Source organism: Mucilaginibacter sp. (genome assembly GCF_025362475.1).
GTDB lineage: Bacteria > Bacteroidota > Bacteroidia > Sphingobacteriales > Sphingobacteriaceae > Mucilaginibacter.
In genome coordinates this window covers 87,064-103,956 of the sequence record NZ_JANYGH010000067.1, presented here as the reverse complement: position 1 = coordinate 103,956, position 16,893 = coordinate 87,064, and the positions used below count along the sequence as shown (strand labels likewise).

Annotated in this window: 15 protein-coding genes; all 15 read left to right on the top strand. The window is 40.8% G+C overall.

All coding sequences use genetic code 11. The features are described 5' to 3' along the window. Positions 1 to 33 precede the first annotated feature (33 nt). The 15 genes from bamA to Q0R88_RS23620 all read left to right on the top strand — a co-directional run bounded on the left by bamA (position 34) and on the right by Q0R88_RS23620 (position 16,812). On the top strand, positions 34 to 2,586 hold the full coding sequence (gene bamA / locus Q0R88_RS23690) for an outer membrane protein assembly factor BamA (RefSeq protein ID WP_295720901.1): 2,553 nt from the start codon (positions 34 to 36) through the stop codon (positions 2,584 to 2,586). Between the two features lie 14 nt (positions 2,587 to 2,600). Beyond that, positions 2,601 to 3,131: an OmpH family outer membrane protein gene (locus Q0R88_RS23685; RefSeq protein ID WP_295720900.1), complete on the top strand. Its 531-nt coding sequence runs from the start codon at positions 2,601 to 2,603 to the stop codon at positions 3,129 to 3,131. A 53-nt stretch (positions 3,132 to 3,184) separates the two neighbouring features. Continuing rightward, positions 3,185 to 3,697, top strand: a complete 513-nt coding sequence (locus Q0R88_RS23680; RefSeq protein ID WP_295720899.1) for an OmpH family outer membrane protein — start codon at positions 3,185 to 3,187, stop codon at positions 3,695 to 3,697. A gap of 66 nt (positions 3,698 to 3,763) precedes the next feature. Next, positions 3,764 to 4,606: a glutamate racemase gene (gene murI / locus Q0R88_RS23675; protein ID WP_295720898.1), complete on the top strand. Its 843-nt coding sequence runs from the start codon at positions 3,764 to 3,766 to the stop codon at positions 4,604 to 4,606. A gap of 210 nt (positions 4,607 to 4,816) precedes the next feature. Further along, on the top strand, positions 4,817 to 5,887 hold the full coding sequence (gene nuoH / locus Q0R88_RS23670) for an NADH-quinone oxidoreductase subunit NuoH (protein WP_295720897.1): 1,071 nt from the start codon (positions 4,817 to 4,819) through the stop codon (positions 5,885 to 5,887). Between the two features lie 188 nt (positions 5,888 to 6,075). Further along, entirely contained in the window at positions 6,076 to 6,666 is a 591-nt protein-coding gene (locus Q0R88_RS23665; RefSeq protein WP_295720896.1) for a 4Fe-4S binding protein, read from the top strand. 26 nt (positions 6,667 to 6,692) lie between these two features. Further along, positions 6,693 to 7,211, top strand: a complete 519-nt coding sequence (locus Q0R88_RS23660; protein WP_295720895.1) for an NADH-quinone oxidoreductase subunit J — start codon at positions 6,693 to 6,695, stop codon at positions 7,209 to 7,211. Next, positions 7,208 to 7,513 (top strand): NADH-quinone oxidoreductase subunit NuoK, encoded by a 306-nt coding sequence (gene nuoK, locus Q0R88_RS23655; protein WP_295720894.1) that lies wholly within the window; start codon positions 7,208 to 7,210, stop codon positions 7,511 to 7,513. The genes Q0R88_RS23660 and nuoK overlap by 4 nt, the downstream gene beginning before the upstream one ends. Further along, positions 7,513 to 8,814: a hypothetical protein gene (locus Q0R88_RS23650; protein WP_295720893.1), complete on the top strand. Its 1,302-nt coding sequence runs from the start codon at positions 7,513 to 7,515 to the stop codon at positions 8,812 to 8,814. The genes nuoK and Q0R88_RS23650 overlap by 1 nt, the downstream gene beginning before the upstream one ends. A gap of 2 nt (positions 8,815 to 8,816) precedes the next feature. After that, entirely contained in the window at positions 8,817 to 10,877 is a 2,061-nt protein-coding gene (gene nuoL, locus Q0R88_RS23645) for an NADH-quinone oxidoreductase subunit L (protein WP_295720892.1), read from the top strand. Between the two features lie 5 nt (positions 10,878 to 10,882). Continuing rightward, positions 10,883 to 12,487, top strand: coding sequence for an NADH-quinone oxidoreductase subunit M (locus Q0R88_RS23640; protein ID WP_295720891.1), 1,605 nt, complete (start codon positions 10,883 to 10,885; stop codon positions 12,485 to 12,487). A gap of 3 nt (positions 12,488 to 12,490) precedes the next feature. Then, complete coding sequence (locus Q0R88_RS23635) at positions 12,491 to 13,990, top strand: NADH-quinone oxidoreductase subunit N (protein WP_295720890.1); 1,500 nt, start codon at positions 12,491 to 12,493, stop codon at positions 13,988 to 13,990. A gap of 107 nt (positions 13,991 to 14,097) precedes the next feature. Further along, positions 14,098 to 15,405, top strand: coding sequence for an ammonium transporter (locus Q0R88_RS23630; protein ID WP_295720889.1), 1,308 nt, complete (start codon positions 14,098 to 14,100; stop codon positions 15,403 to 15,405). 262 nt (positions 15,406 to 15,667) lie between these two features. Beyond that, complete coding sequence (locus Q0R88_RS23625; RefSeq protein WP_295720888.1) at positions 15,668 to 16,294, top strand: alpha-ketoglutarate-dependent dioxygenase AlkB; 627 nt, start codon at positions 15,668 to 15,670, stop codon at positions 16,292 to 16,294. Positions 16,295 to 16,572: 278 nt separating this feature from the next. Further along, positions 16,573 to 16,812, top strand: a complete 240-nt coding sequence (locus Q0R88_RS23620; protein ID WP_295720887.1) for a hypothetical protein — start codon at positions 16,573 to 16,575, stop codon at positions 16,810 to 16,812. Positions 16,813 to 16,893 lie beyond the last annotated feature (81 nt).

Genomic DNA, 16,893 nt, shown 5'->3' with positions numbered 1-16,893 from the left:
TATAAATTAATTTTAGCCCACTAAAATATTCGAATGTATAAATTTCTTTTTGCTATTCTTTTCTCTGTTTTTGGTACTGCTGCCCTGGCTCAGGTTTCCAACGCGCCGAGGCAACCACTCACAAAACAGATACCGGCCGATAGTTTAAGTTACCTTAATCCGCACGATTACATCATTGGTGGTATTACCGTAAGCGGAGTAAAATATCTTGATAAGGATAATTTGATATTGCTTTCAAAATTAACCAAAGGCGACCGTATTAATTTGCCAGGCGAACGCAATGCCGAGGTAATAAAGAAATTATACGAACAAGGTTTGTTTGATGATGTGCAGTTAAACATCACCAAAATTAATCTTGATACCGTTTATCTTGAAATAGTTGTAGTTGAGCGCCCGCGTTTATCACGCCTGCACATAACAGGTATCCGCAAAGGTGAAGTAGAGGATGTACAGAAAAAATTAACAGATAAGACCGGTAAAATTGTCAACGAGAATTTGCTGAGTACTACATCGGCTATCATCAAAAAACATTTTAACGAAAAAGGTTTTATGAACACCGCTGTTGTAATGACGCAGCGTAAAGATCCCGGAGATGCCAACAGTGTTATACTCGATGTAAAAATTGACAAAAAGACGAAGGTGAAAATTAACGATGTTACATTTGAAGGTAACAAAGCTTTTTCGCAGGGCGATTTGAGAGGTTATTTGAGTAAAACCCGTAAAAAGAAATGGTATAATCTTTTTGGATCAAAAAAATTCAAACAGGATAAATACGAAGAAGATAAGTTAAACCTTATTGAAAAGATGCAGGCCAAAGGTTATCGTGATGCCGAGTTGGTAAGCGATTCTGTTTGGAAGCATGATGATAATACTGTTAACGTAAAAATTAAAGTTTATGAAGGCCCCAGGTATTACTTTGGTAAAGTAAGGTGGTCTGGTAATGCAAAATATAGTACAGAGTTATTAGAAAGAATATTACACGTTAAAAAGGGTGATGTATTTAGCGAGGACGAATTAAATAAAAGATTAAGCGGCCCAACGCCAAGTAACGATGATGTTTCATCACTTTATTTAAATGACGGTTATTTAACTTTTAATGCCGACCCAGTACAGGTTAGGGTTTATAACGATACGGTAGATCTTGATATACGTATATATGAAGGCCCGCAGTACACCATAAACCGTGTAAGCCTTAAAGGTAATGATGTAACCAACGATAAAGTTGTGTTGCGTGAGATCCAAACCAAACCGGGACAAAAATTCAATAAAGATTTATTAATTCGTAGTGCACGTGAAATTGGCCAGCTTGGTAACTTTGATGAGCAAAAAACCGAGCCGAAGCCAACCAATATTAACCCCCAGGATGGTACGGTAGATATTATTTACAACGTTGTTGAAAAGCCTTCAGATCAGATCGAGCTTTCGGGTGGTTTTGGTGGCGGGCAGCTGGTGGGTACACTGGGGCTTACCTTTAACAACTTCTCATTAAGGAATATATTTAACCTTAAAGCCTACAAGCCACTGCCAAAAGGCGATGGACAGAAACTAAGCTTAAGAGGTCAGTCAAGCGGTCGTACATATCAAAACTTCTCGTTCACTTTCTCTGAACCATGGTTAGGTGGTAAAAAACCTATTTACTTTGCATTATCAGCATATACTCAAGGGAGTTCAACAGGGCAGTATTATGCAAAATCGAGCCCGTACTACAATAACCTGCGTATTAATGGTGTTGGTATTACATTGGGTAAACGCTTAAAATGGCCAGATAACTATTTCCAGTTAAACTACTCACTTAACTTTGACCACTACAACCTTGATAACTATACTGGTTACCTTTTCTCAAACGGTACCTCGTTCAATATCAAGTTAACACAGGAATTAACACGTAATTCAATAGATGCGCCAATATTCCCTACACAGGGTTCAAATATTAAATTTACGGTTCAGGCAACTCCTCCATATTCGTTATTTAACAATACCAACTATAAAGTGGCCACACCGCAGGAGCGTTACCATTTTGTAGAGTATTATAAATTTAAATATGATGCGCAGTGGTTCTCTAAACTGGTTGGTAAATTCGTGCTGATGTCGCAGGTAAGATTTGGATTCCTGGGTATGTATAATAAGGAAGTAGGTCCTTCACCATTTGAACGCTTTAAGTTAGGTGGTGATGGTATGCAGAGCTACCAGTTTTTACAGGGTAGTGAAATCATCGGTTTAAGAGGTTACCAAAACTTCTCTATAGTACCAGAAGGTTCAAACGAAAATCAGAACAGCAATACAGGTAGCACCATCTATAACAAATACACACTGGAGTTGCGCCACCCGGTTATCGCCAGCCAGTCTGCAACCATATTTTTACTGGCATTTGCAGAGGGTGGAAACGTTTGGAACAATTTTAGTCAATTCAATCCGTTTAACGTGAGACGTTCGGTAGGTGTGGGCGCAAGAATATTTTTACCTATATTTGGCTTGCTTGGGTTAGATTATGGTTATGGATTTGATAAAATTCCAGGTGCCCCGGATGCAAATAAAGGGCAATTCCATTTTACAATTTCTCAGAGTTTATCCGGCGGATTTAATTAATTTGCGAACCGAATATGAAGAAGATAATTTTAATAGCAGTTTTAACGTTTACAGCATTTGCAGGAGCTTATGCGCAACGCTTTGCTTACGTTGATTCGGATTATATATTAAAGCACATGCCGGAGTATGCTTCTTCACAAAAGCAACTTGCTGCTTTGTCTGATCAATGGCAAAAAGAAGTTGATGGACGTTTTCAGGAAATTGACCGTTTGTATAAAGCGTACCAGGCCGACCAGGTGTTAATGACGGCCGATATGAAAAAACGCCGCGAAGCGGAGATTGTAGATAAAGAAAAAGCCGCGAAGGATTTTCAACGTCAAAAATTCGGGCCCGATGGTGAGCTTTCACAAAGAAGTACTGGCTTGATTAAACCAATTCAGGATAGAGTGTCTAAAGCTGTGCAGGCCGTGGCCGAAAGCAATGATTTGGATATGATTTTTGATAAAAACAGTGAGGTGATCATGCTGTATGCAAACCCAAGGTTTGACAGGAGCGCAGAAGTGATAACCAAATTAGGGCTTAAACCCGGAGTATTTGCTAAATAACTTTTTGAATAAATAAACAGAACAAAACTATTATTAAACACAGGACAAAAAAAATGAAAAAACTATTTAAAGTTGCTTTAGTTGCAGTAGGAATGATATTTGCCGGCAACTTTGCCAATGCGCAGACAAAAATTGGCCATATTAATTTTAACCAGCTGATAGATTTAATGCCAGAAACTAAAACTGTTTCAACTCAGATTCAGGCTTACCAAAAAACCTTTATTGATGTACTTACTACCATGAATAATGAGTACACCACAAAAGGCCAGGCTTTTCAAAAAGATCAGGCTACTATGACCGATGCAGTTCGTACTGCAAAAGGTAATGAGCTTCAGGATATACAAAAACGTATGACTGATTATCAAACTAACGCTCAACAACAAGTTGAAGCTAAAAAGAATGAATTAGGTAAACCACTTTTTGATAAAGCTACTGCCGCTGTACAAGCAGTTGCCAAAGAAAAAGGTTATGCATATGTATTGGATTCTTCACAAGTAAGTTTATTAGTATCTCCGGATGCTGATGACCTGATGACAGCCGTGAAATTAAAATTAGGTTTAAAATAATATCAACCATTAGTCATTTATAAAAGAGCGCCTCGTATTTACGGGGCGCTTTTTTTATGTTTGTATATGCAAAATAAACCCATAGGTATTTTTGATTCAGGCTTTGGTGGCCTCACTGTTTTTAAATCTATCATTGAACAGCTGCCGGGTTACGATTACATTTATCTTGGTGATAACGCCCGGGCTCCTTACGGAAACAGGTCGTTCAAAACCATACATGAGTATACCTGGGAATGCGTGCAATGGATGTTTGAGCAAGGGTGCCCGCTGGTAGTACTGGCCTGTAATACGGCTTCGGCAAAAGCGTTGCGCACCATACAGCAACAAGACCTTAACAATGTTGACCCCACAAAACGTGTACTTGGTGTGATAAGGCCAACTGCCGAGATCATTGGCAATTATACCAAAACCAAACAGATTGGGGTACTTGGCACAAAGGGTACGGTGCAATCCGGCTCATATCTTATCGAGATCGAAAATTTTTTTCCGGATGTAAAAGTTTACCAGCAGGCATGCCCGCTATGGGTACCACTTATAGAGAACGGAGAGTATGACCAGCCCGGCGCCGATCATTTTGTGAAAATGTATTTGGATGAGATTATGGCTCAATCCCCGGATATTGATACCATTTTATTAGCATGTACACATTATCCTATTATAAAAGATAAGATAGAGGCCAACCTGCCTGCGCACGTTAAAGTAGTTGCCCAGGGCGATATTGTAGCAAAGAGCCTGGTTAGCTACCTTCAGCGCCATCCCGAGATGGAAAGCAGACTTACTAAAAACGGTACTAACCAGTTTTATACAACTACAGATGATACCGCGGATTTTGATCATCATGCTTCGCTGTTTTTTTCATCCCCGGTAACGTCGACATTTATTGCCGCCAATGATTTGGTGAAGTGTTAGTGAGTGGTTGATTGGTTTGGATTAGGTGAGTGGTTGAATTAAGGATAAAATCAGGCACTTTCATAACCCGCCCCAAAAAATAAAGCCACTAAACTTAATATAACTTAATCAACCACTCTCCCAATCAACCACTCACCAATTTAATATACTAAACTTGTCGTCTAAAATAGTTCAACATTTAGTAAGTTTGCAGCTTAAGCAAAAAGGTACTTGAATTATTATATCACATATTTTATTGTTGCTGTAGGCTTGTTCAGTTTTTCGGCCTTTTTCGCTTTGTTTGGCGTATATGCCGAGCGTAAGATCTCTGCATTTATACAAGATAGGCTTGGTCCCACAGAAACAGGAAAGTTTGGATCCTTACAAACATTGGCTGACATCATGAAAATGATTCAGAAAGAATTGATCATTCCCGCCGCTGCCGATAAGTGGCTTTTTATGCTGGCTCCGGCAGTAATTTTTATCGCGGTTTACATGGGCTTTGCTGCATTGCCCTGGGCGCCCGGCCTTATTCCATCAAAGATAAATCTTGGTATCTATTATATTTTCGCCATTATCTCTATTGAAACATTGGGTATCCTCATGGCCGGATGGGGATCAAATAACAAGTATTCCATATTGGGCGCCATGCGTTCTGCCGCGCAAATTATTTCATACGAGATCCCGGCTGGTTTTGCCATTATATCCGTTGTGATGATAGCCCAAACGCTGGATATGCAGGCAATAGCCATGCAGCAGGGCGTACTATCGCCCGAGAAAATAAAGTTTCTTGGTTTTTGGGATGTAACACAAATAGGAGGTTTTTTTAGCTGGAATATATTTCGTGCCCCGCACCTTATTATTGCGTTTGTTATATACTTTATAGCCTCGCTTGCCGAGAGCAACCGTGCCCCGTTTGATATTCCCGAAGCGGAATCAGAGTTGGTAGCTGGGTTTCATACTGAGTTTACCGGCATTCGTTTCGCGCTGGTTTTCCTGGCCGAATATTCTATGATGTTCCTGGTATCCATGATAGGAGTTATACTGTTTTTAGGTGCATGGAACACGCCATTGCCAAACATAGGCCCGGTACATTTAGCTACCTGGACAACCGGCATGGGCTGCGGTATTTTGTGGGTAACATTAAAAACCCTGGGGTTGGTGGCCGTCCAAATGTGGATCAGGTGGACATTGCCCCGGTTTAGGGTAGATCAGCTGATGAATCTCTGCTGGAAAGTACTGACTCCGCTTGCTTTTGCCTGTATGCTGATATCCGGCGTATGGAGATTGTGGCTCATGTAGGAGAGAGAATTTCGGATTTCGGATGTTCGATTCGGATTTAAGATTTTTGAAATTAGGATTTAGAGTTTAGAGTTTAGGATTTAGAGTTTAAAGTTTAGGATTTAGAGTTTAGGATTTAGAGTTTAGGATTTAGAGTTTAGGATTTAGGATTTAGAGTTTAGAATTTATTATTTAGAGTTTAATAATTAGTGTTTAAAAGAGTAATTAACGGTTTTGCAACAGCATGGAAAGGGTTAAGCCTTACCGTGAAGCACCTGTTTGCGCCAAATTCTGACAGGAAGATCATTACCGTAAGCGATAGTAATTACTTTAAACAATTGGAAAAAGGTACCAATACCATTCAATACCCCAAACAAAAACTACCTGTTCCTGAAGTGGGCCGCTACCAGTTGGAGGTAGAGATGGACGATTGTATTGTATGTGACCTATGTGCCAAAGTATGCCCGGTTGATTGTATAGATATTGAAGCTATCAAAGCCACTGAAGCCATCGGCCAAACATCTGATGGAACTACCAAACGCCTTTATGCCGCTAAGTTTGATATTGATATGGCCAAGTGTATGTACTGTGGTTTGTGTACTATTGTGTGCCCAACCGAGTGCATCGTGATGACCAACCAATATGATAAAACCGTATTTGAGCTAAGCGACCTGACCTACCAGTTTTCGGACATGCCGCCAGAAGTCGCTGCCGAAAAGCGTGCGCTGTTTGATCAGCAACAAGCCGAAAAGCAAGCTGCCAAACTGGCCGCGATGCAAAAAAAGGAGGGAGGGGCATGAGTTTCGTCCGGGTGCTATTTTATTTTATGAGTTTTATTGCCATTGTTTCGGCATTGTATGCGGCATCCACAAAAAACCTGGTACGTAGTATCTTTGTATTTTTTGTAACGCTGTTTGCTTTGGCTGGTTTGTATGTGTTGGCCTTGGCAGATTTTGTTGCCGTAACCCAGGTAGTAATTTATGTAGGAGGGATACTGGTGCTCATCATTTTTGCTTTTATGCTATCTGGTAAAGAAACTTTAAATGTGATTCAGCAGCAAAAGGGTAAATTCTTTAGCATGGCTAAACTGCCTGCCATACTGCTTGCGGCTTTGTTTTTTATAGTGATGATCAACGTGGTGTTAAAGGCTGACGCGGATAACCTGGGCTGGGTAAAGGATTCTATCGCCACTAACAATACTATTACCCCAAACGCTGTGATGATAGATAATATAGGCGTTAACTTAATGACCCGGTATTTGCTGCCTTTTGAGGCAATCTCGATTTTATTGCTGATGGCATTGGTTGGCGCGGCGCATCTTTCACGTAAGGAGGCGAAAATATGATCACCTTAACCGATTTTTTGGTGGTAAGCGTAATGCTTTTCTGCATAGGATTGTATATGATCGTATCAAAACGAAATGCTATCCAGATTTTGATTGGTATTGAATTGATCTTGAATGCGGCCATATTAAACCTGGTTGCCTTTGGTAAACACGATAGCGTAAATAACAGCGGACAGATCTTCGCCTTATTTGCCATTGTGCTGGCAGCCGCTACAACAGCTGTGGCACTTGCTATTATACTTAATGTGTACAGAAAATATAAAACCATTGATCCGGGTAAGATCAATAACCTGAAGGATTGATGATAAACATACCTAAAACTATATTGCTGTTACTTGTAATGTTTTGCTGTAAGCAATCGTATGCCCAGGTAAACCTAAAAGATTTGAAAAGGGTTGATGAAAAGTTTTACAATAAAGACAAAACGCCTTATACAGGTGCGTTTGTTGCTTATGCAGATAACGGAAAAATAGCCGCAAAAGGTAATTTAAAAGATGGATCTCCTGAAGGGGTTGAAGTTCTTTACGACGAGAATGGCAATAAATTATCGGAGATCACTTTTAAAAACGGCTTAAGAAACGGACCGTACAAAGATTTCTATGCAAATGGTATATTAAAACAGGAAGTAAATAACGTAAATGATAAGGACGATGGCAAAGCCATGGTATATTACGAAACCGGAGAAAAGCATATTGAATTTAACTTTGCAAAAGGTGTGCAGGTTGGCGATTATATAGAGTATGACAAGCAGGGTAAAATTACCCGTAAGCTTGATTTTGTTGATGGTAAAGCCAGTTATGGCAAACAAATAAATGATTTGATTACTAAGGCAAATGATTTGGCCCACCGATACAAATCGGATGAAGCGATTGATTTGTATACTAAAGCTATTACCATAAATTCAACCATCGCTGAACTTTATTTTGACAGGGGAGCTGCAAAAGGAAATAAGTTTGATATGGATGGTGCTATTGCTGACTATGACAAAGCAATTGATCTATACCCCGATTATAAGGAGGCCTATGCAAATAGAGGAGTAGCCAAAATCAATAAGTATACATCAAAAGGTATTATTGAGCCGTCTGCTGAACAATCTGCTTCAGCTTGTGAAGATTTTTATAAAGCCAGGGATTTGGGCGACGGCGAAGCGGTTGCAGATATGATATATGTGCATTGTGAACGCAACAAAATAAAATCCTCAACCGATACCATTAAATCAAAATCTGATCCATTGTTTTTCATGGACGGAAAAAAAACTGATCAAACCGCGTTAAAAGGAATAGATCCGAATGATGTTCTTGAGATAGAAGTTTTGAAAAGCGCTTCAGCAACGAGTAGTTATGGTCCCGAAGGAAAAAATGGAGTAATTTTGATGACAAGTAATGATTTTGGAATAAAGGCCTATCAGAATGTATTGAGCACATTATCAAAAAAATATGCCGATTCTGTACGTGTTCCTGATACTTTTTTATACCATATAAATGGTAAGTTACTTTCTGGAAAAAAATCAGATATCGTTGGGAAATTATATCATTTAAAACTGGATACTATTCAAAGCGTAACTGTTAATGGCAATGGTGATGTGGATATCATAACAAAATAGACTTGAACAACGCCCTCTCACATAACGACACAATTCTTATCACCTGCACCCTCGCAGCTGTGGCATTGCCGCTGCTTGCCGCTTTGCTAAATTTTTGCCTGCCGGTTAAAAGTAAGGTTTCGGGTTGGGTATCAACATTGGCTGTTTTGTTGAGCTGTGTTTTGGCAGCCAGGGTATTTGCCGGCATATGGAATAATCATCAAATACATCATCAATATGTTTGGTTTACTATTGGGCAAACAAAGGTTTATGCGGGGATATTATTGAATAATCTTTCGGCATTGATGCTGTTGCTGGTATCGATTATCGCTTTGCCGGTGCATATTTATTCAACTGCTTATATGAAATATGATGAGCGGTACAGCAGGTATTTTACTTACCTCAGCTTCTTTTGTTTCAGCATGCTGGCTTTGGTGGTGGTTGATAACCTGGTATTGTTTTATGCTTTTTGGGAGCTGGTGGGCTTTTCGTCGTACCTGCTTATTGGTTTCTGGTTTACTAAGGATAAGGCGGTGCAGGCCAATAAAAAGGCCTTTATCATGAATCGTGTGGGTGATATTGGTTTACTAAGTGCTATTATCATCCTGTTTACCCAATTCCATACTTTTGATATTTTAACGCTATTTGCCAACAAGGGTTTAATAGCCCAATCAGTTGTAAATAATGGCTTATGGATTGCGCCAACCGGGCAGCTACCCGCCATCTGGCAATACATTGCTGTCGCGGGTATCTTTTTAGCTGTTGTAGCCAAATCTGCGCAGTTCCCGTTGCATACCTGGCTACCTGATGCAATGGAAGGGCCAACGTCTGTATCAGCTCTTATTCACGCGGCTACCATGGTTGCCGCGGGTGTATTTTTATTAGGCAGGGTTTACCCCATGTTCACCGAAACAGAACTTACCATACTGGCCTGCATTGGTTGCTTTACCGCGTTTATGGCGGCTACAATCGCCCTTACACAAAATGACCTGAAACGCATCTTGGCTTATTCTACCATATCGCAATTAGGGTTTATGATCCTGGCAATGGGAGTAGGTGCATATGCTTCATCACTTTTCCATTTGGCCACGCACGCGTTTTTTAAATGTTTGCTGTTTTTGGTGGCTGGTATTGTTATTCACCAAATGCAACACATTAGGGACGATAATGACCTGGATATTGATCCGCAGAGTATCCTGTACATGGGTGGTTTGCGCAAGCGCCTGCCCCTTACTTTTATCGCGGCTATTATTGGCGGTTTGGCATTAATTGGTTTGCCTTTAACATCCGGCTATCTTTCAAAAGATGGCATACTGATCCAGGCATTTGAATGGAGCGAAGGCAAAAGTGTATGGCTTAAAATAATCCCGTTAACGGCATTGATCACCAGTTGGCTAACCGCCTTCTACGTGGCTAGGCTCATCTTCAAAGTTTTCTTTGGCGATCTCAGGCTGCTCAACATCCACCCAAAACTAAAACTGCACCTGACTGATGGCGGCTGGCAGTACAAATTGCCTTTGGCGTTGTTAGCGGTTTGCTGTTTATTTCCCTTATTTTCCTTTAACCCATTCTCCTATGAGCAGGGCTGGTTATTTAAAGGCTTGAATATTTCGCGAATAACTAAGTTCGAGAGCGTTTATCACTTGATTATCCCAGTATTGGTAAATGTAATAAGTCTGGTTGTGTTATACCTGGCCTATGCTATCTACGTAAAACAAAATAGCTTTGCTTTTTCACAAACCGGGTTTTTATACCGGCTATCCTACAACCAATGGTATATTGATAAAATATACAAACGTGTTTTTGTAAAACCGGTACTTGGTTTTGGCAAAGCCTGTTTTTGGTTTGATAAAAATGTTATTGATGGACTTATTCATTTGCTAACCAAATTAAGCGGTTATGCTGCGCGGTTAACCGCCTGGGCCGATAAATATATTGTAGATGGCTTTTTGCATTTAATAGCAACCATTGTTCAAAGTATTGGCAATTTTGCACGTAAGTTTCAAACCGGCAAAGTGCAATACTATTTGTTTAGCATGCTGGTGATTGTACTGTTGCTGTTTATTTTAAAAATACTGATATAAACCTGATGAATATATTAACCTTACTCATATTTATACCTGTACTGTTCGGCTTTATCATCATGCTGTTGCCCTCATCCATGAGGAACAGTTTTAAATATATCACGCTGCTTGCTACGCTGGTACAATTGGGTATTAGTATCTGGATATACCTTAACTTTAAAACAGGTGCAGGCCATGGCGGTATTAACCATGAAGAGCAGTTTCAGTTTGTCCAAAAACTTCCCTGGATAGGTCTTAACCTGGGCAGCATGGGCAAAATGCAGATAGATTATTTTGTAGGGATCGATGGTATCTCCATTACCCTATTGGTCATGACCTCGCTGGTACTGGTGATCGCTTCTTTGGCCTCCTGGGAGATCAAGAGTAATTTAAAGGGGTTCTTCCTCTTGTTTTTATTGCTGGATATGGCCGTTATCGGGGTGTTTTGCGCTTTAGATTTCTTCCTGTTCTATATGTTTTATGAACTGATGCTGTTACCCCTATATTTCCTTATCGGGATGTGGGGTGGCGCGCGCAGGGAATACGCGGCCATTAAGTTTTTCCTTTATACATTGTTTGGTTCGGTATTTATGCTGCTGGTGATGGTTGGGTTATACCTATCCGTTACAGACCCTGCCACAGGTAACCATACCTTCAACATAGTACAAATGATGAACCCGGCCAATTACAGCGCACAGTCGGTATTCTCTTTAGCGGGGCATCAAACCATATTGGGTATGCCTGCACGTACGGTTGGCTTTGTGGTGCTGTTCATCGCGTTTGCTATTAAGGTGCCGGTAGTGCCATTACATACCTGGCTGCCAGATGCGCACGTAGAAGCGCCCACACCGGTATCTATTATACTGGCTGGTATCCTGCTCAAAATAGGCGGTTACGGTATCATCCGTATCTGTATGGGGATTTTCCCTGATGTGGCCACAACTCATGCGTTTTGGCTTGGATTGCTTGGCGTGATTTCTATTTTATATGGTGCCTTTAACGCTTTGGCACAACGGGATTTGAAACGGATGATCGCCTATTCCTCTGTATCACACATGGGGTTTGTACTATTGGGCATCGCATCGCAAACAGCCGAAGGTATCAGTGGCTCTGTGATGCAAATGGTGAGCCATGGGTTTTTATCAACCATGCTGTTCTTCCTGGTAGGGGTTATCTACAACCGGGTACATGACAGGGATATTTATCATTTCCGTGGGTTAGGCACGCTAATGCCAAAATATACCGCCTTTGTAATGATCGCTTTTTTTGCATCACTGGGTTTGCCGGGTTTCTCGGCATTTGTGGCCGAGGCGTTTACTTTAGCCGGGGTATTCAAATCACATGCGGTTAATGGCTTGTTACCTTACTGGATGGCGGTTTGTGGTACATTAGGAATATTTTTAAGCGCCGCTTATTTCTTATGGACCTTGCAGCGCATGTTTTTTGGACAGCAATCATTAAAAGGCGGCAGTGTTTGGAAAACCGCCCTTACCGATTTGAACCTGCGCGAAAAGCTAACACTTGCACCACTGGCATTAATAGCCCTGGTATTGGGTATTATGCCATCATTGGTTTTTGATAAGATCAATGATTCGGTACTGGCATTGATACAATTTTTACAAGCTAAATAAATAATGCACGACCTGCTACCGCACATATCCGAACAGTTAACCGAAGTTTTTGGGAGTATAACCTATTTTATACCCGAGGCTTTCCTGGCCCTGCTGTTCCTGGTGGTTATGATAACCGATGTGTTATTTGGTAAAAGATCAGCCGGTCTTTGCCGTACCGTAGCTTGCGCAGGTATCCTGGTGGTGATATTCAAAGATCTGCAGCAGTTTGCATTGATATTAGATGGGCAGCATTTTATATTCAGCAATATGCTGCTGCTCAGTCGCAGTGGTATATTGTTTAAACTGGTGATTGATTTACTGGCATTTATCCTGTTGTTGTATTTTACATGGGATGAAAAACTAAACTCGCATGAAAAAGGGTTGTCAGATCTTTATTCCATCACTATAGCTTCTATACTGGGTTTACATTTAATGGTGATGGCTGTAAACCTGTTATCAATTTACCTCGCTATCGAGATCGTTTCCATCGCATCATACCTGATGGTAGCTTATCGCTCAGAAAACGCTTTCAGTACCGAGGCCGGGCTAAAATACGTATTGTTTGGGGCAGCTTCTTCGGCGATTATGCTGTACGGAATTTCCCTGCTTTATGGGTTCAGCGGCTCGCTGGATATTGTTTTTCAGTCAACCATTATAGGGCTTGCAAAGGTTAATCCAATAAGCGCCATCTTTGCTGTAATATTAGTACTGGTAGGCATAGGCTTTAAACTCTCTTTTGTTCCAGTGCATTTTTGGGTGCCCGATGTATATGAGGGAGCGCCAACCCCGGTTACCGCTTACCTTTCAACCTTACCCAAAATTGCTGCTTTTGCCTTGCTGGTTAATTTTTTGGCGCCTTTAATGGTTTGGAGTAATGGAATAGGTTTTGATTTGGGAATTGTGTTATCCATAATCGGTGTTATCAGCATGATAGCGGGTAACTTTGCGGCGGTAATGCAAACCAATATTAAGCGGATGCTGGCATACTCCAGTATAGGGCATACCGGTTTTGCTTTGATGGCTGTGGTGATCCTTAACCTTCAGGGCTTATCTGCATTAACTTATTACCTGCTGGTTTACGCCCTGGCAAATATTGGCGCGTTAGCACTGGCCTCATACTTTAGCAACGTTGCCAATGCAGAAGGTTTGGATGATTATAAAGGGCTTGGTTTAAAATATCCTATAGCATCTGTTTGTTTTACCATTATACTGATATCGCTAACGGGCTTGCCTGTTTCTGCAGGGTTTACCGGTAAAATATTTGTGTTTTCGGCAGTGTATAGTGTTTATCAGCAAACCCATAGTATCTGGTTGATGCTGCTGATGGCTACAGGGGCTTTAACCACAGTTGTCTCCTTGTTTTACTATATAAAAATCCCACTGAATTTATTTTTAAAACGATCAGAAAATCAGGATATTGTATATAAAAAATCCTATAATTTATTGGTTTTGGCTGTAATTATAAGTTTTGTGCTGATTTTGTTGGGTATTTTTCCTGATTTTGTGCTTAAGTATCTATAATGACGATTTTTTATTGTCTATTTAATAAAAAATTAACATTAACTTCGTTTTATTAAGCAAAAAGTATTAATTTCAGGCCGTTTTAAAATCAGTTCTATAATTTTTGCATGAAGCGGTATATTCCTTTCTTAATTATACTTATAATTCTAACGCTAACATTTATTTTTCCATCTGTTGAGTTTAAGAATTCCGGGGATCCTCATTTTAATACAGGTGATATTGCCTGGATGCTGATGTCAACCGCGCTTGTTTTGATCATGACGCCGGGCCTTGCCTTTTTTTATGGCGGTATGGTTAACAAAAAGAACGTTATCTCCACCATGCTGCAAAGTATTGTTTGTATGGTTATCATCACTGTTTTATGGGGCATATTTGGTTTTAGTTTGGCCTTTGGCGAGAGCTTTCATGGCTTTATAGGTAACCCGATGACTTATTTCATGATGAAAGGCATGCTGGGCAATGCAACCTGGAAAGCGGCTCCCACTATTCCTTTGCTCTTATTTGCCATGTACCAGTTAAAATTCGCGATAATAACCCCTGCGCTTATTACAGGTGCTTTTGCCGAGCGGATCCGTTTTAACTCTTATATCATTTTTCTTGTATTGTTCTCCATCTTTATATTCTCGCCATTGGCACATTGTACCTGGCATCCCGATGGTATTTTGGCCAAATTGGGTGTGCTTGATTTTGCCGGTGGAACTGTGGTGCACATGTCGGCCGGATGGGCTGCTTTAGCCTCTGCCTTATACTTAAAACGTCGTAACGAAGCCAATCATTCACCTGCCCGCATCACTTACGTGATGATAGGTACAGGGCTTTTGTGGTTTGGTTGGTTTGGGTTTAATGCGGGCTCTGCCTTTGGTGCAAACGCTTTGGCTGTAACGGCACTGGCAACAAGCACAACGGCATCAGCCGCGGGTGGTATCACCTGGATATTTTTTGATATGCTGCGTGGCCGTAAGCCATCTGCTATGGGTACCTGTATCGGCGCCGTAGTAGGCTTGGTAGCTATTACTCCGGCAGCAGGCTATGTAACAGTACCACATTCGCTGGCGATAGGTATCATATCGGCAGTGGTGAGCAACCTGGTTGTGGAGTGGCGTACGCGCACCACTATTGATGATACACTGGATGTATTCCCTTGCCATGGGGTAGGTGGTATGGTAGGTATGTTACTTACCGGTGTTTTTGCCAATCAGCATGTAAATGCAGGCAATACTACGGGTAACGGCCTCTTTTTTGGCGAAACGCATCTTTTTTTGGTGCAACTTATCGCGCTTATCGGGGTATCTATATTTTCGTTCTTCGGCTCTCTTTTATTGTTAAAAATAACAGATATGATATCACCATTGAGGGTATCGGCAGAAGATGAGGTGCTTGGGCTGGACATCAGTCAGCACGGCGAAAAACTTTAATCATGAATTTCAAACCAAATCAATAAACCTAAGGTCCGGCTGAGAAGCCGGATTTTTTTTTGCCAAAAAGGGGAGTAAGGAGGAAGGATGAAAGGACAAAAGATGTTCGGACGAAAGGCGGCGAAAAAAAATGTGATGAGTTTTGGTATGAGGCTAAACAGTTTTCATTTTCTTTTGTCTAATTTTTAAATGGGGACAAGCAGTATGTCAATTTTTCTTTTGTCTTGTTTTCGAGGTCTTGAATTGTGACTCTTTTTTAAAAATGGATTTTTTTGCAGATAATCAGTTAGGGATATTTGATACAGGCCGTCAAAATATTTTGCCGTTTGATGGAGAGGCATATCTGTATCCTAATTTTTATGAGGGAGATGGTGTTTACGAGTTATTTGAACAGCTGAAACATACCATTCTTTGGAAGCAGGATAAAATGAAGATTCATGGCAAAATGGTGAACTTTCCCCGGCTCACTTCCTGGTATGCCGATAACGGGCAAACATACACCTACTCTGGCGTGGTGAATATTCCTATTCCATTTACCCCCTTGCTGAAAATGATAAAGGAGGCTGCCGAGCAGCTTTGCGACAAACAATTTAACTCGGCCCTGCTTAATTATTACCGCAATGGCGAGGATAGTATGGGCTGGCACAGCGACGATGAACGGGAGCTAAGCGGAAACCCGGTTATTGCCTCGGCCTCATTTGGAGCAACGCGCACTTTTCAATTTAAACATAAACTGCAAAAAAACGCCAAAGTATCTGTTGCTTTGAATAACGGAAGTTTGCTTATTATGCAGGGCGCTACCCAGCATAACTGGCTGCACCAGGTACCTAAAACTGCCAAACAGCCTGGCCCGCGAATAAACATTACATTTAGGGATATTAAGTTTTAGATGTGCAGATGGTGAATTTCAGATGTGCGGATTTTAGATTTCAGATGTGCAGATGGGGTGTCTGAATCAGAATTTACGGAATTTTTAAATTAGCAGAATGGTGTTTAGGGTATTGGAATTTTTCATTCAGACAAAATCCTTAGATTAGCTTCGTGCAAACCAATGAACTTATAACATTATGGCGTCCTGTCGGACCAAAGGAATTAAAGTTGATAGAAGAATCAGGTTTTAAAAGATTTCCCAAACGATTAGCTGAGCAGCCCATTTTTTATCCTGTAATGAATGAGGCTTATGCTATTCAGATAGCGCACGATTGGAATGTGCCAGCTTCAGGTTCGGGCTTTGTAACCCGGTTTAGTTTACCGGCTGACTTTTTGAAACGATACCAGGTGCAAAATGTTGGGGGCCGTATTCACGATGAACTTTGGGTTCCTGCGGAAGAGCTGGAAGAGTTTAATGACCATATAGCGGGATTAATTGAAGTTACACAGTCTTTTTATGCTGATCAAAAAGTATGATACAGCATCTGCACATTTGAAACCGGTACAACTGAAATTTGAAATCGGCCCATCTTTAAATCATGTTATATTAATGACAAA

Bases quoted from the DNA above. Each gene is read 5' to 3' on its own strand.
- Q0R88_RS23685 (WP_295720900.1), top strand. From the start codon at position 2,601: ATGAAGAAGATAATTTTAATAGCAGTTTTAACGTTTACAGCATTTGCA.
- nuoK (WP_295720894.1), top strand. From the start codon at position 7,208: ATGATCACCTTAACCGATTTTTTGGTGGTAAGCGTAATGCTTTTCTGC.
- bamA (WP_295720901.1), top strand. From the start codon at position 34: ATGTATAAATTTCTTTTTGCTATTCTTTTCTCTGTTTTTGGTACTGCT.
- Q0R88_RS23630 (WP_295720889.1), top strand. From the start codon at position 14,098: ATGAAGCGGTATATTCCTTTCTTAATTATACTTATAATTCTAACGCTA.
- Q0R88_RS23635 (WP_295720890.1), top strand. From the start codon at position 12,491: ATGCACGACCTGCTACCGCACATATCCGAACAGTTAACCGAAGTTTTT.
- Q0R88_RS23650 (WP_295720893.1), top strand. From the start codon at position 7,513: ATGATAAACATACCTAAAACTATATTGCTGTTACTTGTAATGTTTTGC.
- murI (WP_295720898.1), top strand. From the start codon at position 3,764: ATGCAAAATAAACCCATAGGTATTTTTGATTCAGGCTTTGGTGGCCTC.
- Q0R88_RS23620 (WP_295720887.1), top strand. From the start codon at position 16,573: ATGAATGAGGCTTATGCTATTCAGATAGCGCACGATTGGAATGTGCCA.
- Q0R88_RS23625 (WP_295720888.1), top strand. From the start codon at position 15,668: ATGGATTTTTTTGCAGATAATCAGTTAGGGATATTTGATACAGGCCGT.
- Q0R88_RS23660 (WP_295720895.1), top strand. From the start codon at position 6,693: ATGAGTTTTATTGCCATTGTTTCGGCATTGTATGCGGCATCCACAAAA.
- Q0R88_RS23640 (WP_295720891.1), top strand. From the start codon at position 10,883: ATGAATATATTAACCTTACTCATATTTATACCTGTACTGTTCGGCTTT.
- Q0R88_RS23680 (WP_295720899.1), top strand. From the start codon at position 3,185: ATGAAAAAACTATTTAAAGTTGCTTTAGTTGCAGTAGGAATGATATTT.